This window comes from Mesocryomonas fontinalis, assembly GCF_055730125.2.
In genome coordinates this window covers 509930-530530 of record NZ_JBUZWG020000002.1, presented here as the reverse complement: position 1 = coordinate 530530, position 20601 = coordinate 509930, and the positions used below count along the sequence as shown (strand labels likewise).

Genomic DNA, 20601 nt, shown 5'->3' with positions numbered 1-20601 from the left:
GATCGGACGCCAGGTCCCCGGCCGTTCCGCAATCGCCGACAATCCGCGGCAGCCCGGCCTGTCGTCCGCCGACCATGGAGAGAGCGATGGCCCCGACACGCATGAGCGGCATCACGCGGTTTGCGCGCCAACTGGCGCGGGGCGCGGGGCTGGCGACCGGACGGTTTCCGGTTGCCGCATTGGCGATTCTCACGGTGTCGGTGCTGGCAAACGTGTCGCTGGCCGGGATCAACCTTCTCCCCGAGGAGCAGATGATCCGGCTGCTGCTGGCGCTGCATGCGGCGGCGGCGATCGCCGTCGGCACCCGCCTGTTCGCCGAGGCGCGGGCGATGCGCCGGGGCGTTCAAATGCTCCTGCCACTGGCAGCCGCAGCCGCAGCGGGCCTCGTCATCACCGCGGCGGGTGAGCTCTGGCTGCTCGCACCGCCGGTGCTGACCGCCCTGACGCTTGGCATCCCGCTGGCGCCCTATATCGGTCGGCCCGACGATGCGAAATTCTGGACTTTTACGCTGTGGACCGTCGTCGGCGTGACGCTCGCCTTCCTGTCGGTGCTGCTCTTCGTGCTCGGCGTCTCCGCCATTCTCGAAATGGTCCGCTATCTCTTCGAGATCGGCCTCAGCAGTGACGCTTACGGCCATATCTACGCGACTGCGCTGACGCTGGTCGGCCCCCTCTTCGCGTTGGGCCGCATCCCGACCGACTTCGAGGAGACGACCTCGGCGACCGACGACCGTCTGGCGCAAGGCGTGCGCTTCCTGTTCGACTGGGTGGCGACGCCTCTGGCTCTCGTGACGGCTGTCGTGCTGCACCTCTATGCCGCCAAGATTCTCCTCGGCGCCGTGCCGAAGAACGAGATCGGCTGGATCGTCAGCTTCTATGCGCTGCTGGTGCTGTCGATCCGGGTGATGGTGGATCCTTTCGCCGAGACCGGCGGGCCCAGCACCCGGCTGTTCGGCCGGGTCTGGGCGCTGATGCTCGTGGTGCCGCTGGGTCTTCTCACCTACGCCGCCGGCGTGCGCATCGCAGCCGAGGGCATCACGCTCGAACGCTACTATCTCAGCCTCGCGACCCTTGCGGCGGTGCTAATCGTCGCCTTGCAGGCGGTGCCGCGATTGCGGGGCGACATCCGGCTGATGTGCGGCCTGCCGCTGCTTCTGCTGGCGCTGTCGGCTGCGGGCCCGTGGGGCGCCGGCGCGACGGTCGGGCGGAGCCAGGCCGGGCTCATCGCCGCCTCGCTGCTCGGGCCAGGCGCCACAGAGGCGCTCGGCCCAACCCAGTCGGAGGCGCTGCGCACACGGCTCTATGCGCTCGGCGAAGTCGGAGAGATCCCGCGGATCTTGCCGCTGCTGCCCGAACCCTTGCGCACGGAAATGGCTGCCGTGGAAAGCGAAGCACCGGATACGCTGCAGCAGGTGTTGATGACCCGGCTTGGCATCGGCTACGGGCAGGTGACAGCTGGATCGACCGACGAACCGGTGCAGAGGAACTTCTCTGCCATTCGTCCCGCCGCATTCGCGTTGGACGGTTTCGACACGGCGCTCCCCGAGCAGACCGTCTATCCGGTCGTTGGACAGGCACCGGGCCTGACGCCCGATCCGCTGCTCGCGACGCTGGATGGCGGCAACCTGGTGCTCAGCACGCCGCGCGAAAACGACAGGTTCTCCCTCGCACCGGCGCTGGTGGCGATGGATGTTGACCGCTCTCCGTCGCCCGCGGCAGAGCTTGCCCCGGTCATCGCCGACCTGACCTCGGAGACCGGCCGGAAGATCCGTGCCCGGATCAGCTATGCGACGCTCGACGCAAGCACGGGCTTGCCGACGCAGATGACGCTGACGCTTCTCCTGCGCCGTGCCGACTGGCCCTCACTCCGCAGCGATTGAGGCCGCGTCCGGGGCCATTTCTACCGCTGGCGAAGCGGGCGCCAGGGCTGGCAGGCCGAGCCAGGCGCGGCAGTCGGCCAGCGCGCGGGCGGACATCGCCCGGCGGCGGTGGTTGGTCTTCTCCTTGCCGCGAACGCGTTTGCCGTCGACGCGTGGCAGTCTCGAGACTTCCACCGGTGGGAACAGGCCGAAATTCACGTTCATCGGCTGGAAGGAGCGTTTGCCTCCTTCCTCGACCGTCGAGAGATGCCCGCCGGTGATGTGCGACAGGATCGCGCCCATCGCCGTGGTCGCCGGTGGTGGCGCAGGATCTCGTCCGAGCGCCTCCGCCGCCGCGAAGCGACCCGCGAGCAGGCCGATGGAGGCCGATTCCACATAGCCCTCGCAGCCGGTGATCTGGCCGGCAAACCGCAGGTCCGGCCGCGACTTCAGCCGCAGGGCGGTGTCGAGCAAGCGAGGCGAATCGAGATAGGTGTTGCGGTGGAGCCCGCCAAGCCGCGCGAACTCGGCGTTCTCGAGGCCGGGAATGCCACGGAAGAGACCGGCCTGGTCGCCGTAGCGAAGCTTGGTCTGGAAACCGACCATATTGTAGAGCGTGCCCAGCGCATTGTCCTGCCGGAGCTGGACCACGGCATAGGCCTTGATGTCGGGCTGGTGCGCGTTGGTGAGGCCCATCGGCTTCATCGGCCCGTGCCGCAGCGTCTCCGCGCCGCGCTCGGCCATCACCTCGATCGGCAGGCAGCCATCGAAATAGGGCGTGCCTTCCCAGTCCTTGAACAGCGTCTTGTCGGCCGCACACAGAGCGTCGATGAAGGCGAGGTACTGCTCCTTGTCCAGCGGGCAGTTGATGTAGTCCTTGCCGTTGCCGCCCGGCCCGACCTTGTCGTAGCGCGACTGGAACCAGGCCTTGTCCATGTCGATGGACTCGAAATGCACGATCGGCGCGATGGCATCGAAGAAGGCGAGGGCGTCTTCGCCCGTCTCGGCGCGGATCGCCTCGGCAAGCTCCGGCGCGGTCAGCGGCCCGGTGGCGATGATCGTCGAGCCCCATTCGGCGGGCGGCAAGCCAATGACCTCTTCGCGCGCGAGCGTGATCAGCGGATGCTCGGCGATCGCCGCCGACACCGCCTCGGCAAAACCGTCGCGGTCGACCGCCAGCGCGCCGCCGGCGGGGACCTGGTTGGCATCGGCGCAGCGCATGATCAGCGAGCCCGCCAGCCGCATCTCGGCATGCAGGATGCCGACGGCATTGGTCTCGGCGTCATCCGACCGGAAGGAATTGGAGCAGACGAGTTCGGCCAGATGCTCCGTCTTGTGCGCCTCGGTGCCGCGCACCGGCCGCATCTCGTGCAGGATGACGGGAACACCGCTTTCGGCGATCTGCCACGCGGCTTCCGAGCCGGCGAGCCCGCCGCCGACGACATGGAGAGGTTTGTTTTGCATAGGGGGACTTTAGCACCGGGCCGGCGGCGGGGAAAGCGGCGGGCAGCGGCGGGGAAAGCGGACCCCTCAAACGACAACACCCACCGGGGGAGGAACCGGTGGGTGTCGTTTTCAAACCTGCGATGGGAGGAGGATTCGCAGGCTTCAATCCGCTCGGGCGCTGGGAGGAGGAGTGCGCCCTCGCGAAACTCTGGGTTTAGCGGACCGCCTGGCGGGCGATCGAAGGAATGTCGGCGCGGGAGATGCCGAGGTCGGAAAGCTCGCGCTGCGACAGGCGGTTCAGCTCACCGCAGGTCTCGCGGTAACGGCGCCAGTTGTTGTAGCTGCGGACGATGTTGTTCATGGCTCTCACTTCGGGTTCTAATCGATTGAAACGGTGGCTTGCTGCCTGCCCGTTTCGATGGGCTATATGTAGCTGCATGGCTGGACCGGCACCAGACCGCCGTTTGCATAGCTGATCTGCGGATGGTGCAGCGCAACAAAGTCGGCGGAATGCCTGGAAAAGCGGGCTTTCGATCGTTGGCTTCGGTTTGTCATTCCGAAGAAGATCGCGCTGCGTTAACGCAATCTCAACGTGTGCTCCGCGTGAGCGGGATTCTGTATGGCCTGGAAGGATTGGTCGGCCCAAGGAGGGCACCGGGTCGCGCGGGCCGAGGCACGGCTGGCGAGGGGACGGAAGGCTGTCAAGACGCTCGCCGGTCAACCGCGGGCGCCTGATGCAGAGAGATCGCCCGTCGGCTGAGACCGTTGACGAGGACCGCCGCGCATTTGCGCTTTGACGCCTGCCGGACTGGTGTTATGCAGCCGTGCCTGCCGAGCAATCGGCCGCGGCGCACCGTGCGGGTGTGGCGGAATTGGTAGACGCACTAGATTTAGGTTCTAGCGCCAAAAGCGTGGGGGTTCGAGTCCCTCCACCCGCACCACTTCCTTTCTAGAGTATTGTATTCATTACATAAATCGCGTTAAGCCCCGCACTTTTTAAGAGGTGCGGGGATAAAGCGTTCAGGCTGTGTTCTTGGCGAGCTTGGAAATAGCGCCCTTGGACAACCGGCGGCGATCGGCGGTTCGGGTGTAAAGCGAGGCCATGCCGCCGCCGTGCCAGCCGAAGATCGCCTCCAGTTCGGCAACGGTAGCGCCGGCGTTTGCGGCCCGCGTGGCGCCGATCTTGCGGACGCCGTGAGCGGATTTCTCGACGCCCGCCTTCGTGCGCGCCTCTCGGAAGACGTTGCCGAACGACTCCTTCGTCAACGGCTGCCGCTTCTCTCCGCAGATGAATGCGAGGTCGCCGCATGGGCCAGCCTTCAAAGTGGCCGCGAGCACGGGTAGGATCGGGATCGTCACTTCGGTGGTGAAGCGGCTCTTCTCGGTCTTTAAAACGGCCACGCCATCACTGACGTGCTGCCTGCCGATGCGCACCGCATCGCCGCGGCGAAGACCTGTGTAGATCAGCACGTCGAGCCAAACACGCTGACGCGTGCCGATTGGCCAAGTCGCCTCGTAGCGCTCGACGTCGACCTCAGTCCAAGCAGGGAAGCCTTCGCCCTTGATCCTCGCCGGGTTCTTCACGCCGACGGTCGGGTCGGCCTCCACCATGCCGGCGTCGAGCGCCCAGCGGAACAGGCCGCGCATGGCGTCGAGGAAGTTGCGAGCCTGGGCGGGTGTCGCCGAGCGGCGCTCGCGGCCCTTGATCATCGTCGTTCGGGTGATGGCGGCGAACGGCTCGGCGCCGGCGCCAGCTATGACGTGCTTGAAGATGTTTTCCCGCTGGCGCCTAGTCGCAGCCGAAAGGGACTGCCAGGCGCCGGTCTCGCGGTAGCGGGCGACAAGCCATTCGAGTGAGCCAGTCTTCGCCTTGCCGGCCACCGGCGTCGCCTCGCCGGACACGGCCGCCTGATAGGCCGCCATGAACTCGGCCGAGAGGTATTCGCCACGGATGCGAATGCGCGGACCGTCGCCCTTGCGGACGTACCAGCACACCGTTCCGTGTCGGGTCTGTTCGCGCAGCAGATAGGGCGGTCTCGGTCGAGGCATGTCCGGCACTAAAGCACGATCTCCCGGTGCTGCTCAATTGGCGCAGGCCGGCGGCTCGGGTCGGCGAGCAGGTGCACGATGATGGTGCCATCTGGCCGAACCTCGACGTTGTCGGCGCCAGCTTGCTTTGCCGCGCGCAAGGTGCGGGCGACGTCGGCTTGGGTGATGATCGCGAGGCGCTTACCCATGTTCTGGCGTGCTCTTCGCATCAACAGAGGCGCTGCCCGTTTCTTCCACCAGTTTCTCGATTGTTGCGCTCATGTTGGCCTCCGGAGATCGGCGAGCGCGCGAGTTAGGTCCATCGAGGCCCGCTTGATGGCGCCCTGCTCAAGGGGGTGGTTGTAGAAGTAGTCGGTGCCGGTGCGGTCGTTCGGCATGGCCTTAGCGCGATCGAGGAAGCGCTCTGCTTCAGCAATGGCGGCGGCCAGAGTTTTGCGGTTCAAGGACGTTCTCCCTGAAGGCGCGCGATCTCGCGGCGGATGTACCAAGCGGCCTTTTCGAGATCCTCGACGGCGTTGTCGCTCTTGAGGCCTGCGCGCCAGATGTATTTCGTGGCGTTGCCAAGGTTAAACGGCATGTGCTCGACGATCTGAATGCACTCCACGCCCGACGGGTGAGCGGTGTAATGCGGCGGGTGATTGACGACATCGGTCATGAGGGGCTCTCGTTGTCGTCGGGGTCTGTGTCGATCGGAACATCTTCGTATTTCGGGAAGCCAATAGCGGCTCTGCCGGCCCGCGTGATTTTCAGGCGCGGGTATCGATGGCCTTCGTATTCCACGCGCGCGAGCCCATGGACGGTGAGCTGAGCCTCCCGACCCTTGGCGATGCTTTTCCCCAGCCCAACCCATCCATTTCGCACGCGGACCATGCCGTTATTGGTCCGCGCTGCTTCTAAAAGCCGGAGGTCCGCGCGCATTCGGGATGTTAGCTCAGGCCTGCTGCGGGCTAGATCGCCGCCATTCTCGACTCTAGTGTCGCTCACTGGCGCGGCCCTCCTGCAAAGGCGAGGCGGATGCCTTCGGTGATGTCGCCATTGATCGCCGATAGCGTAGCAATCCCGCCAGCCTCGTCAGCGGCCACACGCGCGATCGTGTCCACGACGCAGCTATCCAGTACGGCGAAGGCATCGATCGGACGCGCCTGACTAAGCATCAACATGACGCGGTCGGCGATCTTCTCCTGCAGCTCGCGATCTCCGAGATCGTCCATCGCGCTACCCCTTCACCGCGACCGGCATCACCAGGCAGAGGTGTCGGTCGTTGGCCGGATCGGTGAAGAGGACGCCGGACGACTGATCCGTCAGCTCCATCGCCGTGGTCTCGCCGTCGAACGTGCCGAGGATTTCCGCGAGAATCTTGCCATTGAAGCCAATGGTCATGTCGAAGTCACAGTCGGCCTCGATCTCGTCGGCGCTGTCGCCGCGGTCAGAATGTGTGTGCATCTCGATCTTGCCGGCACTAAAGTCGCAGCGGATGTCGCGGTACTTATCCGGCGCGAAAAGCAGCATGCGATCGGCGGCGGCCTTGAAGGCGGCGACCGACACGGTGGCGAACTTGCCGGAGTGGGGCGGCAGGAACCGGGGGTAGTCGGGGTACGACCCCTCAACCAAGCGAGACTGGACCACGAAGTCGGGCACCTCGAACCGGATGTAATCCTCGGACAGGGCGACGGTAATCGGGCCTTCAGTGCTGCCGACGAGCGGCGGCAAGTGCCGAACCATCTTCGTCGGGATGATGATACCCGGCATGCCCTCGGCGCCGTCTGGGCGCTCCAGCTCGATCTTGGCGAACTTCTTGCCGTCGGTCGCGACGGCGATCAGATGCTCGTCCGTAGCATGCAGATAGATGCCGTCGAGGTAGTGCCGGTTCTCTTCCGCCGTGATGGCGACGACGCATTTCTCGATGATCTGCGTGATCTCGGCGGCGTAAAGGGTGAACCGGTGCGATGCCTCGCGGATAGGAATAATCGGGTAGTCCTCAACAGCCTGCAGAGGAATGCGGCTACGATTGCGGCCCGCCTTCAGGATCAGTTCCGTGTCGCTGGCCTCGAAGGTCACGGCGCCATCGACGCTGCGCTTGAGCGCCTGCAACAGCAGGTCGGCCTCAACGCATGTCGTGCCCGCCGTGCCTACCTTGGCGCCCTCGGCCGTAACGGTGGCGAGGATCTGCATGTCGGTGCCGCTGACGGTGACGCGCCCATCGCCTTCGGCTGAGATCAACACGTTGTTGAGGATCGGCACGGTGTTGCGCTTCTCGACGACGCGCGCGACCCGCTCCAACATTGTCTGGAGAATGCTGCGGTGGATGATGAACTCAACGGCCATCAGTGCGATCCTCGAATGTGCGGCCAAGACGGGATCGATCCCGCCACGGCCGGAGCCGGACGGGGTAGATCGTTCAGGCGGGAGGCGGGCTCGGCGGCGCGCATGGCGACGCGGCGCTTGATCTGCCCGGGCAGGCCGAGGCTCGGCCAGAGGTCACAGAGCCGCGTCAGCGCTTCGTCGGCTTTACCGGCGGCGACGCACTCTGCGATCTGCTCCATTTCGCGTTCGTCGATCTCAAAGAACATCGCCACCTCCCTCAGAGCATGCCGAGGGACCGGAGGTAGAGCTCCAGTATGGCATCCATCTCGGCCCGCTCGTCGGCATCCTGCTTGCGGATGGCGACAATGTGCCGGATGACCTTGGTGTCGTAGCCGCGGCCCTTGGCCTCGCCGTAGACTTCCTTGATGTCGTCGGAGATCGTCTTCTTCTGCTCCTCCAGGCGCTCGATGCGCACAATGAAGGCGCGCAGCTCGTCGGCGGCGACGGTGCTGTCCGCGGGCGTGTCGATAATTGGTTCATCTGTATCCATCAGGCCCTCCCACCGACGTCGGCGAGGATGGCGAGGCGGTTGGCCTCGGCGCCGTGGTGACGCAGCTCGCCGAGGGTGAAGCCGCGCAGCAGCAGGTCGCGATCGAGGCAGGCACCGTCGTTCACCGCCGCGATATCGCGCATGTGGGCGGCCATGTGCTTGGCGATGCTCGGCGGCACTTTGAAGATTGCGGGGCGGCGGTCGCGCACGGCGATCTCTGTCGGGGTCATTTGGCGTGTCTGGATCATCTCAAAGTCCTTCAAGCCCCAGCGGCTCGATGACGGGCACTCGCGGCGACCGTCAAAGCGCAGCTGGCCGCCGGGCGTCAGACGCCGGCGAGGGCGCAGAGGCCGACGATGAAGCCCGAAATGAAGAGGCTGAGCGCAGCGAGAGTGGCGACATCCTTGCCGGCGGCGCGGAGGATTTCGCGAGAAAGCCAGACGGCGATCCTGCTTGCTTCACGGAATTCGCAGCCAAAGGCTGCGGCCTCGCGACCGAGGCGGTGCCAGACGCGGAACGTCTTGATCAGCGCGATCTTCTCAAAAGGCAGACGGAAAGGGGGGAGGGTAGCAGGAAGCTGCATCGGGGTTCTCCATCGGGTGCGGCCGAGTTCGATGGAGGGAATAAAGCACTGCTTGATTTGGAAATCAAGTGAAGCTTGAAAAAATATCATTCAGCAGTCGGATGGACTCTCGCGTTAATCGAATCAATTATGAGAACGGATGAAGAACAAACGCGGTGTTGAGTTATGGCGGGACAGGTTTTGATCGGCGATTTGCGGTCAGTTTGTATCGAGTGCGGCGACTGTGGACGAGAGCGCTGGCGCCGGGTCGATCAGTTGCTCGGCATGGGCATCAAGCCCGACGCCTCCTTTGACAAGTTCGCGTCAGCGCTCGTCTGCACTTCGTGCAAAGAGGATGGAAGGCGGGGCAAGAACATTTCTGTTCAGCCGCAGTTCCTAGATCAAGCTGTCGCCAGAAGGGCGGAAGCCCACTACCTCAGAACCCAAGAAGCTCTTTCCAAGGTATCACGCGATGCACGGCTTTCAGCTCGTATGCGTCAAACTGGATCTCGCGCGGCGGGTTGAACTGGCGGACGGTCACGACGCTTGGGGACCTTGCTATTAGTCGCTTGATGAAACCCTTCCCAGCGGGTGCGCTATCAGATGGGAACATCTCGATGACAACGTCGTCGCCAGGAACTGGAAGGCGCCCGCCGCAGTAGATTAGATCAGCCGGCTCGAACCGAGGAACCATGCTGTCGCCGATGACATGCAGAGCAAAAACGTTGCGCAGATTTGCGATGCCTGGCGGACGCCGAACGTAGTCGACGATCTCGCCATTGAAGCTGAAATCTGCATCCTCGCCTCCCAGGCTAACGCCGGAAAGCGGGACGTCCCGCGGGCCAAGATCGGGGCGACCAACATCGGTAACCCTTTCCACTTCGTTCGGGGGTTCGTCCGTTTCAATAAGCTGCAGTTCGCCACGGAAGGCTGGAACTGCATCGAAACCGAGGTAAGCCGCCGCTGTGCGGAGGTTGTCCATCGATATCTCGTTGTCGCCGCGCTCCCATTGGCTGACGGCCTGCACGCTCACACCGACAGCCTTCGCAACATCCTGCTGTCGCATGCCGCGGCTCTTTCGAGCGAGCTTCAGAACTGATCCGACCGTGCCATCCATAATCATGTTGTGGAGATCGCATCGGCATCGGGTCCACTGAAGTATTGCTTGAAATAAAATTCAAGCTGTGCTTGAACGGCTGTATGAGCGATCGAGACACCATGAATGCCGCGCTCAAGGCGGCCATCCAGCAGGTCGGCGGGCCAACCGCTGTTGCTGTCGAACTCGGCATCTCGCCCCAGGCCGTCTGGCAGTGGCGGGTGTGCCCACCTGTGCGCGTCATCGACATCGAGCGGATCTCCGGCGTGTCTCGCCATCAACTCCGCCCCGACATGTATCCGCCAGCCGAGGCGGTCGCATAATGTCGCTTCCGTTTTCATCAAATCCTTCAACGCAGGATGGGGAGGTCGGCCGACTAGTCGACACGCCTCCCCATCTGATCCCTGCGGGCCGCACACCCGGTCTTTCTAAAGTTTGTCGGCGCGCCCCGCACGGCCGCTGCTCGACTGGTATTCGCACTACTTCCGAGGGCCACCCGCACGGGACGCTCGGCATTTCCAAGAATTTCAAACCCCTTCGTCTGCAGCGCTCCGATGCCCTGACAATGGCACCGGAGAGCTTTCCATGTCCGACAAGAGACATGTCGCGCGCGACAACAAACGTGTCGAGGACGACAGCATGAGTGCGGTCATCGAATCCAGGAAGTTCCTCGAAGCGCTGACGATTGCTCAGCATCGCGGCCCGACCGACACATGGACGGCGGCTCGCGACAGGGCGGCAAAGGCCGCCGGCATCGAGCGGTCCTACGCCGCGCGGATCTGGAACCGCTGGCAGTCGATGACGGACGTCTCCGGCGCCGCCTATCGAGCGCTGCAGCTGGCTTACGACGCTCAATGCGAACGCAACGAAAACGCTGCCGCGCGGTCGCGACGGCAGAGGGAGGAGCTCGCCTATGAAGCGGCTGACGAAGTCCGCGGCGAGCCGCATCTGGCAAGCCATCATGCTGCGCATCGATCGGTGGTCAGTCCGTCGAGCGAAGCGCCGGCGCGAACGGTTCGCTGAGCGCGGACGGGACGGAAACGCATGAACCGCACCGCTGAAATGGACGCCTTTGTTGAAGAGGCGAAAGCCGTCGATATTCTCGCCGCCTTCGAGCGCGCCGGCTTCTCGCTGTCGCAGCTTGAGCGCAGCGGGCCGAGCGTGGGTGCGGAGCATTATGGGCCATGCCCCATCTGCGGCGGCACTGACCGCTTCGCCATCAACCCCCGAAAACAAAAGTTCATCTGCCGCGGTGGCGCCGCGGGATCGGCGCTGACTATGGTGATGCACATCACCGGCGTCGACTTCATCGGCGCCTGCGAGTTGATCGTCGGTCGTGATCGGCCAGGCTATGGCGACCTGTCGCCGACAGAGCGCGCCGAAGAGCAGCGCGAGGCAATCATCCGTGCCGAGGCTTCGCGCGCCGAGGCGCTGGTGCGGGCTGAAAAGCAGCGGCATGACGAGAACATGTACCGGGATGACGAGCTGCGGCGTTGCCGGCACGATTGGGATGCCGGACTGCCGTTTCACGGGTCGCCGGCTGAGCGCTACCTGCGGGCCAGGGGGTTGCCGACAGCGGCGATCGACCCCGCCTATCTGCGTTGCCATCCCAGCCTCGCCTATGCCTTCAAGCTAAAGGGCAAGGCTCGTGAGATCCTGCACCGTGGCGCCGCGCTGCTGGCATGCTTCGTCGTGCCGGAGATCTCGCAATACCGGATGATCGGGCTGCACCGGACGTGGATCGACCTCGACAATGCGCCGAAGTTCCGGCCGTCGATCGTCAACCCCGATAAAGGCAGCCTTCTGCCGACGAAGAAGATGCGCGGCTCCAAAATGGGCGGCATCCTTCCGCTCATCGGTCGCCTTTCCGGCGCGCGCCGCATGGTAGCAGGCGAGGGGATCGAGACGGTGCTTGGCTTTGCCGCCTTCGATGGCCTTCGCGACGACACGTTTTATTGCGCCGCCGGCGACCTCGGCAATCTATGCGGCACGGCAGCGGCAGGATGCCGGGTGCTGGTGCCAGATACCTTCAAAGTCGACCGCGGCGGACGCAAGCATAGGGTTTTTGTGCCCGGCGAAGAGCCGGACATGATGAGCACCTGCCTGCCGGTGCCTGAGAGCATTGAGGAGCTTGTGCTCCTCGGCGACGGCGACAGCGAGCCGGTGATGACGCGCGCCGCCTTGATCCGCGGCGCCGAGCGCCATGCCCGCTACGGCCGCCTATGTCGCGGTCTCATGGCCCCGAGCGGCAAGGACTGGGCAGACGTTGCGGCCGAGCAGTGCCGGGAGGCCGCGGAATGAGCGCCCTTCCGAAAGTCGTTCGCGAGGCCGCACAGCTCTCCGCTAAAGCCGTAAACGTGCCGATGGAAATAGTGCTCTCGACGCATCGCTTTCATCGAGCTTCCGCAGCTCGCGCCATAGCCATCGGCTTGCTGCGAGACGGCCCCCTCAAGATCGCAGGCAAGCCGGCCTCCTATCATTGGCTTGGGACCCATTTCGATCGGGACCATACGACGGTCTTGTACGCGACCACGCGCTATCGTCGATGGTGCAGGGACATTGGACTGTCTCCGGCATGGTCAGGCGATGCCCTTGATGCTGCGGATCGCGCTGCCGCGCTGTCGCGGCACCCCGAGATCGCCGCCATGAAGCGGCTCACCCCTGACGATCTCCGGCTGAGTGCTTCGAGGCGGGATCGCAAAGCGAAGCGCGCCGAGCTTGCTCGTCGAGCGCGGGAGGCGTTCGCCATCAGGCAAGCCCGCTTGAAACCTGCCGTTCATCTGGGAGGCTTGCTGTGAAGGCGCGTGTATTCGCGTGCTCCGAGTGCGGGGTGGGCTTCGAGAGCGTGCGGACGCATGCGGAGTTCTGCCGCCCATCGTGCCGCAGCGAGTTCAACAACCGTCGAAAGCTGCGCGGTGCCGAGATCTACGACCTCTACATGGCATTGCGCTTTGAGCGCAGCCTCGCCAAGGCCCTCGGCGTGTTTCAGGCGATCAACCGCCTGGCTTCCGACTATCGGGCCGAGGACCAAGAACGGCGCGAAGGGCGGAAGTCGTGGCGTGGGCCACAGGCCGTGCTGTCAACGCGTCCGGCGTTGAAATCCATCAGATGCATGGTGAGGGCAGGGCGATGAGCGAAGTCATTCGCATTGAGGGCGGTCGTCGCGTCACCGCCGGCGCCGGACCTGTTTCGCGTCGACCAAGCGACCCTCTCGACCTGCAGCTAGCAAAGCTGCCGCTGACCGACCTCGGCAATGCGGAGCGCTTCTATGCCCGCAACCGAGACCGACTGCTGTGGTGCTTCGAACTGGGATGGGCGTGGTGGGATGGCCGTCGCTGGAGCTTCGACGATAGCGAGGCAAAGGTGCTGTCGGCCGTGCACAAGACGATCCGCGCCATCCAGGCCGAAGCAGAAGCCATGGAGATGAGCGAGGACGATATCGTCGTCAGCGAGGCGACCAAGTCGAGGCCAGAGGTTTGGCTGAGCGACCGCATCCAGCAATGGGGGCGGTCGTCGGAGAACAGGCCGCGTCTGAACGCTGTGAGCGAACAGTCTCGGCCTTCGATGAGTGCCCGGCCCGATGATCTCGACAGCGATCCGATGAAGCTGACCGTGCTGAATGGCACCCTGCATTTCCGCAGGCCCTCCGAGGTGGCGGATGGCGAGCCGTTGATAATCATCAAGCCGCACGACCCCATCGACCGGATCACCAAGATGGCACCGGTGTTCTACGACCCGGAGGCCAGCGCCCCGAGGTTCCTCGCGTTTCTCGCGAGCGTCCAGCCAGAGGCTTCGAAGTGCCGATTCCTAGCGCAGTGGTTCGGCTATAACGCCACCGGCCTGACGACGGCGCAGAAGCTGGTCTTCCTCTATGGCGAGGGTTCGAACGGCAAGTCGACGCTGGTCGACCTGACGGCCAACATCCTCGGCGACTATTCCGAGACGCTCGGCATTGAGACTTTTCTCGACCAGGGCACCAAGCGCAAGGGCAGCGAGGCCAGCCCGGATATCGCAGCGCTGAAGGGTATCCGTCAGCTGCGGACGTCCGAGCCCGAGAAGGGGGCGAAACTCGCCGAGGCCTTCATCAAGCTGATTACCGGCGGCGAGCCGATCAAGGCTCGGTTCCTGAACAAGGAGTTCTTCACGCTTCGCCCGCGTTTCAAACTGACGATATCCGGCAACCACAAGCCGACTATCTCCGGTGCCGACCACGGCATCTGGCGACGCATTGTGCTCGTTCCCTTTGAACACATCATCCCTGATGATCAGGTCGACCGGAACCTGCCGAAGAAGCTGGAGGCAGAAGCCAGCGGCATATTCAACTGGATGCTGGACGGGCTACGGGACTGGCTGGAGAATGGCCTCGTCATTCCCGAAGCGATCAAAGACGCGACGTCCGACTATCAGAATGCTTCCGACCCAATGGGGCGGTTCCTGTCGCAGGCCACGCAGAAGGAGCCCGGCTGCCGCACGCAGTCCTCCGTCCTTTACGCCGTGTTCGTCGCCTGGACAAAGTGGGCCGGCGAGACGGAGTGGTCGCAGAAGGGTTTCTCCAAGGCGATGGAGGATCGCGGCTGGCGGAAGAAGACGTCCGATGTCGTCTGGTGGGAGGGGTTGAAGCTAGTCAAGGAAGCGCACGACTTCCGCGGCACAGCGCAATCCGAGACCCCGGAGCCGGACGACCGCGAGTTTGCGCCGCCGGACGAGGACGCGTGATCGTGGCCGCCCCGCACCCCGCAATAGATCCATGGTTTGTTCTCCCGCGGGAGGATCAACCCTCCCGTTTCGGGAGGATGCCGGGAGGGTTGTCAGTTTTGGGAGCCCTTGCGCCGCAGGCTGTTGGGAGGGTTCGGGAGGATTGGGAGGGTTTGCGAGGGGTTCCATAGATGTGCCTGCCTGCGCATGCATTTGAGATTTAAACTGTTTTTATCCTCCCAATCCTCCCAACCCTCCCAAATTAATAACTAAACAACTGAAAGATATGAGAAAATGGAAACGGGCCGCACACCCTCCATCCTCCCAAACCCTCCCGGCGTGGGGAGTAACCCTCCCGGCACCAAAATGCCGACGATGAAGGCCCGCATGTCGGATGCCACCATCGATATGAGCGTGCCTGCGTTGGCTGCAGGGCTGCACTGGTATGCCCTGCTGACGCCGCCGCAGGGCGAGTTCGTGGCGCAGAAGATCCTCCGGCGCTACGGCTTGCGCACCTTCGTGCCGATACGGCGGGAGTGGCGGCGTGTGAGCAAGTTCACCAAAGGCAAGACCATCCGCGAGTTTCCTGCCTCGCCGCGATACGTCTTCGCCGGGTTCGAGCCAGGCGTCCCGCTTTGGTTCAAACTGTTCAACCTGCCGGCCATCTCGGGCGTGGTCGGAATACAGGGCACGCCTCTTCGGCTGCCATCGGCAGCCATGGTGCAGATGATCCGGCGCCTCGGTGGCGGGGTGAATGCGCCTGATGTGCAGCGGTACATGTACACGCATCGGGAGTTCGAGGTCGGCGACGTGGTCGAGGTGATCGACGGGCCTTTCGAGGGCATGCGCGTGCCGGTGACGGAGATCGCTGGGCCGCGGGCAAAGCTGCTGCTGACGCTGTTCGGGGGTGCCGTGACGGACGTCGAAGTGCCTCTTGACTGGCTGCAAGCGGCGTGACAACTATCAGCGCAGGACGACTTGGGTCCCTGCGCTATCGCCGCAAACCCGAATCCAGTCACCCCACATGCGGGTCGGCACAGTTGAAGATCTATGAAGGCTCGCGCAAGCGGGCCTTTTTCGTGTCTGGAGGGTGCGCCATGGGTCGGATCACGAACCTTGCCCCTGCGCTGGCGAGCTTATCGCCCCGCCTGCGCCCGCCTCCAAAGATAGCTGAGAGCTTCTATCTCAGCCCTGAATGGCGCGGGCTGATGGCGCGGCTGAAGCGCGAGCGCGGCAACCAATGCCAGAAGTGCGGCGCCAGAGGCCGGGTGCTGGGCGACCATATCGTCGAGCGTAAGGACGGCGGTGCCGAGTTGGACGCGGCCAACGTCATGCTGATGTGCTGGCCATGCCACAACGCCAAGACGGCGAAGGCAAAGGCGCGAAGGGTTGGGCGATGATCATCCGTATGGTCGAAGGCGTGACCCGCATCCTCGGTAAGAGCCAAGGCTATCTCGGCCTTCCGCTACGCGATGAGCTGATCAACTGCGCAGTTGAAGGCGAAGGAACGCCGTCGATGGTTACAGCTTGGGAGCCAACGCCCGACGAGTTGGTGCTGCTTAATGCGGGTGCGCCAGTGATGCTGCGCGTCATAGGCACCGGCCACCCTCCGGTCATGCTGACGGTCGGGCAGGCACCCTCTCAGTCTATCGAGTAGAAAAGTTCTGAGGGCTTCCCCTCTGTCCTGCTCCGAAAAAACGTCGCTTACGGACCAAATCGTCCAGTCTTCGCCGAATTCGAAATTACAAAAACGATCCGAAAACCTCCAAAATCTTGCCCGTTCAAAAAATCGACCTCCAAAAATCTGCGTTGCAAAAAAGTCACGCATGGAGGGGGGGGCGAAAGTCTGGAAGGCCCTCTTCGGCCCGTACCGGCCTCCATCTCATTCGGAGATTTTTTTCGATGGTCGAGAATTTTGACCTCTTCGGCGACCCCATAGCAGAGGGTTATGGCTGTCGAGGCAGGCCGGCCCATATGCCGACCAATGAAAAACGCAATAAAGTCAGTATGTTACTGGCGTTCGGTTGGAGCAATGAGCGGATAGCGAAGGCCATCGGCATCACGCCGCCGACTTTACGCAAGGTTTATTTTCGCGAGTTGAAGTTTCGCGACGAGATGCGCGACCGGATGGAAGCCAGAGTTGCCGAGGTGCTCTGGGTCGGTGTCACCCAGGGAAACGTCGGCGCAATCAAGGAATTCCGCAAGGTGCTGGAGCGCAACGACATGATGCTGGCCGAAAGCGTCATGCGTCCTCGTCGCGATCTGGCCCCTGCCGCCGAGCCGAAGCTTGGCAAAAAAGAGAAGGCGGTGCGCGACGCGCGGACCGGTCATGAGGGTAGCGAATGGGGGGCATTGTTGCGCCAGTAGCGCACTGGGACCTGGCTTGCCCGGACTGGGTTGATCGTCTCAAAGCAGGCCGCACGCTCGTTCCGGATCTGCCCCTTGATAAGTTCGAGGCGGCCCGCGCGGTCTCGATCTTTGACAAGCTGCGGCTGCCGGACGTTCCTGGCCAGCCGACGCTGGCAGAGGCCGGCGGGCAGTGGTTTCGTGACATCGTCAGCGCCGCCTTCGGCTCGCTGGACCGGAAAACCGGCGTCAGGAACGTATCTGAGATATTCGCGCTCGTGCCGAAGAAAAATTCGAAGACGACGAACGGCGCGGCGCTTTCGATGACTGCCATGCTCTGTAACGAGCGACCGAATGCGGAGATGCTCCTGATCGGTCCGACGCAGGAGGTGGCGGACCTGGCTTTCTCTCAAGCGTCCGGCATCGTGCTAGCCGATGAGTATCTGAAAAAACGCTTCCGCGTCGTCGAGCACAAAAAGACGATCGTCGACTTGATCAACGGCGCGAAGCTGAAGGTGAAAACCTTCGACATGAAAGTGCTGACCGGATCAAAGCCGGTGTTCGTGCTGCTTGACGAGCTGCACATCATGTCGACCTACTCATACGCCTCGCGTGTGCTCGGCCAGATCCGCGGCGGCTTGCTGCCGAACCCGGAAAGCCTGCTGGTGATCATCACCACGCAGAGCGACCAGCCGCCGGCGGGCGTGTTCAAGTCCGAGCTGCAGTATGCCCGCGGCGTGCGGGACGGAAGGATCAAGAATCAGGGTCTGCTGCCGGTTCTCTACGAGTTCCCAGAGGAGATGCAGACCGACAAAAAGATGCCGTGGCGGGATGCCCGCAACTGGCCGATGGTGCTTCCAAACCTCGGGCTCTCCATCACGCTCGATCGCCTTGCCGCCGACTATGCCATGTCAGTCGAGAAGGGCGAGGAAGAGGAGCGGCGCTGGGCCTCGCAGCATCTGAATGTCGAGATCGGCCTGGCGCTGCACTCCGACCGATGGGTTGGCGTCGATTACTGGCTCGGTGCGCGTGAGCCACGGCTGACACTGGAGACCATCATTAAGCGTTCGGATGCTGTGGTCGTCGGTATCGACGGCGGCGGCCTTGACGATCTGCTCGGCCTCGCCGTGATCGGCCGCGACAAGGAAACCCGTGACTGGCTGCTTTGGAACCGCGCTTGGGCGCACGAGGACGTTCTGAAGCGCCGTCCCGAGATCGTCGAGATACTGCGGGACTTCGAAAAAGACGGCGATCTGGTGATCTGCACGGACGCCACGCAGGACATTCGTGAAGTCTGCGATATCGTCGAGCAGATCGATGTTGCCGGTAAGCTGGCAGACAAGGCTGGCGTTGGCCTCGACCCGGTCGGTGTCGCAGCCATCGTCGACAAACTTGCATCGCGAGAGATGGACGGTGAGCGTGTCGTCGGTGTCAGCCAGGGGTTCAGGCTGTCAAGCGCCATCTGGGGGATGGAGCGAAAGCTGAAGGACGGAACGCTCTGGCACCCCGGCTGCGGCTTGATGGCTTGGTGCGTCAGTAACGCCAAGGTCGAGCTGCGCGGAAACGCCGTGCTGATCACGAAGCAGGCCGCCGGCAAGGCGAAGATCGACCCGCTCGCCGCGAGTTTCAACGCCGTCATGCTGATGAGCCGAAACCCGCAGGCGACCAACTTTGACGCTACGGACTGGATTGCGAGCTATGCATGAGCAACTGGCTTTCTAGGCTGTTCCGGCCCGACGGTGCCAAGGACATCGAGCCTTGGCGCGGCGGGCAGGTGTCTACCGAGAACGGCGATAACTTCGTCACGAATCAGGTGACTGTCGCCAACTACCAAGATGGGCGCGCGTCCCGCGGGGCCTCAGCTGTAGGCCTTTCTGCAACGTACGCCTGCGTGCAGCTCATCGCCGGGACGATCGCCTCATTGCCTTTAATGGTCTATCGGACCGACGCGAAAGGCATCCGCAGCGTCGCCAAGGATCACCCGCTTTACTTCGTGCTGCACGACAGCCCGAACTATGACCAGACAGCTGTCGACTTTTGGGAGGTCATGGCCGCGAGCGTCGAGCTTCACGGCAACGCATACGCGCTGATGGAGCGGCGAGGCGATAACACCCTGACGGGGCTTCACCCCATACGTCCCGACATGGTGAAGGCTCGCCGTCTCGTCGACGGCGCGATCGAATACGAATGGACCGAGAACGGGCGCCGTGTCGTGAAGCAGGGGCAGGATGTGCTGCACATCCGCGGATCGCTTGGGGATGCTTTGTCGGGCGGCTCGACCTTATCGATGTGCCGGAGCGTCTTCGACGACGCGCTATCGGCTGAGATGGCCGCTGGAGCGATGTTCGAGAATGGCGTGAATGCCAGTGGCGTCCTCTCCACTCCGGAGAATGTAAGGCTAACGGCGCCGCAGCGTGAGGAACTCGAAGCGCATCTGCGCACGAAATACATGGGTTCCATCCGCCAGGGAGTACCCATGTTGCTCGACGGAGGGCTGACGTGGTCGGCGCTCTCGATCAACCCGGCCGACGCGCAGATGCTGGAAAGCCGGAAATTCAGCGGCGAGCAGATCTGCCGCATCTTCGGCGTTCCACCGGCGATGGTCGGCTTCGGCGACAAGTCGTCGAACTGGGGCACCGGCAAGGAAGCCGACGTCCTCGGGTTCCAGAAATTTACGCTGCGAAAGCGTCTGAAGCGCATCGAGCAGGCGCTCCTGAAGCAGCTGGTGCCCCTGGCCGAGCGCCGGGCACAGGGCATCACCATCGAGTTCAACTTCGAAGGTCTGCTGCGTGGCGATACGGCCAGCCGATACGAGGCCTACGAGAAGGCGATCCGCATGGGCATCGCTACGCGCAACGAGGTCCGTGCGCTGGAGAACCTGCCGCCGATCGATGGCGGTGACGTGGTGACCGTGCAGATGCAGGACGTTCCGCTCGCCAGCGCCATAAATGGAGATCGCAATGACAAGCCTGCTGTTTAAGGACGCTGTTTCGGCTGCTGACAAGAAAACCGCGCCGGTTCTTGAGATCAAGGCGCTCAAGGACAGCGGCGAGTTCGAGGGGTACGGTAGCACCTTCGGCGGCGAGCCGGACGTTTACGGCGATGTCATTGCCAGCGGTGCCTACGCCGACAGTCTTGCGGCCCACCAGGCGAAGGGCACGATGCCGAAGCTGTTCTGGCAGCACAATCCGGGCGAGCCGATTGGAAAGTGGCTAGGCGCAAAAGAGGACAGCCACGGCCTGCTCATGCAGGGCAAGCTGAACATGGAAGTTCAGCGCGGCCGTGAGGCTCATGCGCTTCTCAAGGCGGGCGACATCGACGGACTGTCGATTGGCTACCGGATCAAGGAATACAGCGTCGACACGGATTCGGGCGTTTGGACGCTTGAGAAGCTCGACCTCATCGAGGTCAGCATCGTTTCTGTCGGCGCGAACGAGAACGCGATCGTTTCGAGCGTCAAGGCCGCAAAGGCCGCTCACGATCTCAACGAGAAGCTGCGGGCCGGTGACCGGCTCACACAGCGAGAGTTCGAAACCTGGCTCAAGGGGCTGGGCTTCTCGAATTCGCAGGCGGAGCGCGCCGCGCGCATTCACCTGAAGGGGCAGGGGGAACCTGCCGACGCGGATGATGACGGCGTGGCATTCCTGCGCGCCCTTTCGGGCCAGTCGGCCTAACCCTTCCCCAAGAGGACAAT

The 20601-nt window shown here is 63.5% G+C and carries 27 protein-coding genes and 1 tRNA gene; 14 read left to right on the top strand and 14 right to left on the bottom strand.

Translation table 11 applies throughout. The features are described 5' to 3' along the window. Positions 1–86: 86 nt before the first annotated feature. Entirely contained in the window at positions 87–1880 is a 1794-nt protein-coding gene (locus tag ACZL02_RS07660; protein ID WP_472937998.1) for a DUF4153 domain-containing protein, read from the top strand. Here the strand turns inward: ACZL02_RS07660 and trmFO are convergent. Both trmFO and ACZL02_RS07650 read right to left on the bottom strand, forming a co-directional pair. Further along, positions 1863–3323 carry a methylenetetrahydrofolate--tRNA-(uracil(54)-C(5))-methyltransferase (FADH(2)-oxidizing) TrmFO gene (trmFO, locus tag ACZL02_RS07655; protein WP_472937997.1) on the bottom strand — a complete coding sequence of 487 codons (1461 nt, stop codon included), beginning with the start codon at positions 3321–3323 and terminating at the stop codon, positions 1863–1865. The two genes, ACZL02_RS07660 and trmFO, sit on opposite strands and share 18 nt — an antisense overlap. Before the next feature lie 196 nt (positions 3324–3519). Continuing rightward, positions 3520–3666 (bottom strand): DUF1127 domain-containing protein, encoded by a 147-nt coding sequence (locus tag ACZL02_RS07650; protein ID WP_472931881.1) that lies wholly within the window; start codon positions 3664–3666, stop codon positions 3520–3522. A gap of 496 nt (positions 3667–4162) precedes the next feature. Between ACZL02_RS07650 and ACZL02_RS07645 the strand changes: the two genes are divergently transcribed. Further along, positions 4163–4246 (top strand) — tRNA-Leu (locus ACZL02_RS07645). A 79-nt stretch (positions 4247–4325) separates the two neighbouring features. On the opposite strand, the gene ACZL02_RS07640 is transcribed toward ACZL02_RS07645, so the two are convergent. The 12 genes from ACZL02_RS07640 to ACZL02_RS07585 all read right to left on the bottom strand — a co-directional run bounded on the left by ACZL02_RS07640 (position 4326) and on the right by ACZL02_RS07585 (position 10207). After that, the gene (locus ACZL02_RS07640) at positions 4326–5354 is read right to left on the bottom strand and encodes a tyrosine-type recombinase/integrase (protein ID WP_472937996.1); all 1029 of its coding nucleotides are present in this window, start codon (positions 5352–5354) and stop codon (positions 4326–4328) included. Between the two features lie 8 nt (positions 5355–5362). Further along, complete coding sequence (locus ACZL02_RS07635; protein ID WP_472937995.1) at positions 5363–5542, bottom strand: hypothetical protein; 180 nt, start codon at positions 5540–5542, stop codon at positions 5363–5365. Positions 5543–5611: 69 nt separating this feature from the next. After that, complete coding sequence (locus ACZL02_RS07630) at positions 5612–5797, bottom strand: glycoside hydrolase family 25 domain-containing protein (protein ID WP_472937994.1); 186 nt, start codon at positions 5795–5797, stop codon at positions 5612–5614. After that, complete coding sequence (locus ACZL02_RS07625; protein WP_472937993.1) at positions 5794–6009, bottom strand: DUF3310 domain-containing protein; 216 nt, start codon at positions 6007–6009, stop codon at positions 5794–5796. Before ACZL02_RS07625 ends, ACZL02_RS07630 begins: the two co-directional genes overlap by 4 nt. A gap of 325 nt (positions 6010–6334) precedes the next feature. Continuing rightward, the gene (locus tag ACZL02_RS07620; RefSeq protein WP_472937992.1) at positions 6335–6565 is read right to left on the bottom strand and encodes a hypothetical protein; all 231 of its coding nucleotides are present in this window, start codon (positions 6563–6565) and stop codon (positions 6335–6337) included. Positions 6566–6569: 4 nt separating this feature from the next. Then, positions 6570–7679 (bottom strand): DNA polymerase III subunit beta, encoded by a 1110-nt coding sequence (gene dnaN / locus ACZL02_RS07615; protein WP_472937991.1) that lies wholly within the window; start codon positions 7677–7679, stop codon positions 6570–6572. Then, positions 7679–7924, bottom strand: a complete 246-nt coding sequence (locus tag ACZL02_RS07610; protein ID WP_472937990.1) for a hypothetical protein — start codon at positions 7922–7924, stop codon at positions 7679–7681. The genes dnaN and ACZL02_RS07610 overlap by 1 nt, the downstream gene beginning before the upstream one ends. 11 nt (positions 7925–7935) lie before the next feature. After that, entirely contained in the window at positions 7936–8208 is a 273-nt protein-coding gene (locus tag ACZL02_RS07605) for a DUF2312 domain-containing protein (RefSeq protein WP_472937989.1), read from the bottom strand. Next, entirely contained in the window at positions 8208–8438 is a 231-nt protein-coding gene (locus ACZL02_RS07600; protein WP_472937988.1) for a hypothetical protein, read from the bottom strand. Before ACZL02_RS07600 ends, ACZL02_RS07605 begins: the two co-directional genes overlap by 1 nt. A gap of 95 nt (positions 8439–8533) precedes the next feature. Beyond that, complete coding sequence (locus tag ACZL02_RS07595; protein WP_472937987.1) at positions 8534–8881, bottom strand: hypothetical protein; 348 nt, start codon at positions 8879–8881, stop codon at positions 8534–8536. A 325-nt stretch (positions 8882–9206) separates the two neighbouring features. Further along, the gene (locus ACZL02_RS07590; protein WP_472937986.1) at positions 9207–9887 is read right to left on the bottom strand and encodes a helix-turn-helix domain-containing protein; all 681 of its coding nucleotides are present in this window, start codon (positions 9885–9887) and stop codon (positions 9207–9209) included. 2 nt (positions 9888–9889) lie between these two features. Continuing rightward, positions 9890–10207, bottom strand: coding sequence for a hypothetical protein (locus ACZL02_RS07585; RefSeq protein ID WP_472937985.1), 318 nt, complete (start codon positions 10205–10207; stop codon positions 9890–9892). Positions 10208–10451: 244 nt separating this feature from the next. Here ACZL02_RS07585 and ACZL02_RS07580 point away from each other — a divergent pair, with 244 nt between their 5' ends. The 12 genes from ACZL02_RS07580 to ACZL02_RS07525 all read left to right on the top strand — a co-directional run bounded on the left by ACZL02_RS07580 (position 10452) and on the right by ACZL02_RS07525 (position 20581). Continuing rightward, the gene (locus ACZL02_RS07580; protein WP_472937984.1) at positions 10452–10889 is read left to right on the top strand and encodes a hypothetical protein; all 438 of its coding nucleotides are present in this window, start codon (positions 10452–10454) and stop codon (positions 10887–10889) included. A 21-nt stretch (positions 10890–10910) separates the two neighbouring features. Further along, entirely contained in the window at positions 10911–12167 is a 1257-nt protein-coding gene (locus ACZL02_RS07575) for a DUF7146 domain-containing protein (protein WP_472937983.1), read from the top strand. Continuing rightward, positions 12164–12664, top strand: coding sequence for a hypothetical protein (locus ACZL02_RS07570; RefSeq protein ID WP_472937982.1), 501 nt, complete (start codon positions 12164–12166; stop codon positions 12662–12664). The genes ACZL02_RS07575 and ACZL02_RS07570 overlap by 4 nt, the downstream gene beginning before the upstream one ends. 32 nt (positions 12665–12696) lie before the next feature. Next, on the top strand, positions 12697–12999 hold the full coding sequence (locus tag ACZL02_RS07565) for a transcriptional regulator (protein WP_472937981.1): 303 nt from the start codon (positions 12697–12699) through the stop codon (positions 12997–12999). Then, complete coding sequence (locus ACZL02_RS07560) at positions 12996–14582, top strand: DNA primase family protein (RefSeq protein ID WP_472937980.1); 1587 nt, start codon at positions 12996–12998, stop codon at positions 14580–14582. Before ACZL02_RS07565 ends, ACZL02_RS07560 begins: the two co-directional genes overlap by 4 nt. Positions 14583–14948: 366 nt before the next feature. Beyond that, positions 14949–15518, top strand: coding sequence for a transcription termination/antitermination protein NusG (nusG, locus tag ACZL02_RS07555; protein ID WP_472937979.1), 570 nt, complete (start codon positions 14949–14951; stop codon positions 15516–15518). A 140-nt stretch (positions 15519–15658) separates the two neighbouring features. Then, positions 15659–15961 (top strand): HNH endonuclease, encoded by a 303-nt coding sequence (locus ACZL02_RS07550; RefSeq protein WP_472937978.1) that lies wholly within the window; start codon positions 15659–15661, stop codon positions 15959–15961. Next, positions 15958–16218 carry a hypothetical protein gene (locus ACZL02_RS07545; RefSeq protein ID WP_472937977.1) on the top strand — a complete coding sequence of 87 codons (261 nt, stop codon included), beginning with the start codon at positions 15958–15960 and terminating at the stop codon, positions 16216–16218. The genes ACZL02_RS07550 and ACZL02_RS07545 overlap by 4 nt, the downstream gene beginning before the upstream one ends. 245 nt (positions 16219–16463) lie before the next feature. After that, positions 16464–16928, top strand: coding sequence for a hypothetical protein (locus tag ACZL02_RS07540; RefSeq protein WP_472937976.1), 465 nt, complete (start codon positions 16464–16466; stop codon positions 16926–16928). Further along, positions 16904–18613, top strand: a complete 1710-nt coding sequence (locus ACZL02_RS07535; RefSeq protein WP_472937975.1) for a terminase large subunit — start codon at positions 16904–16906, stop codon at positions 18611–18613. Before ACZL02_RS07540 ends, ACZL02_RS07535 begins: the two co-directional genes overlap by 25 nt. After that, on the top strand, positions 18610–19887 hold the full coding sequence (locus ACZL02_RS07530) for a phage portal protein (protein WP_472937974.1): 1278 nt from the start codon (positions 18610–18612) through the stop codon (positions 19885–19887). Before ACZL02_RS07535 ends, ACZL02_RS07530 begins: the two co-directional genes overlap by 4 nt. After that, positions 19868–20581 carry an HK97 family phage prohead protease gene (locus tag ACZL02_RS07525; protein WP_472937973.1) on the top strand — a complete coding sequence of 238 codons (714 nt, stop codon included), beginning with the start codon at positions 19868–19870 and terminating at the stop codon, positions 20579–20581. The genes ACZL02_RS07530 and ACZL02_RS07525 overlap by 20 nt, the downstream gene beginning before the upstream one ends. Positions 20582–20601 lie beyond the last annotated feature (20 nt).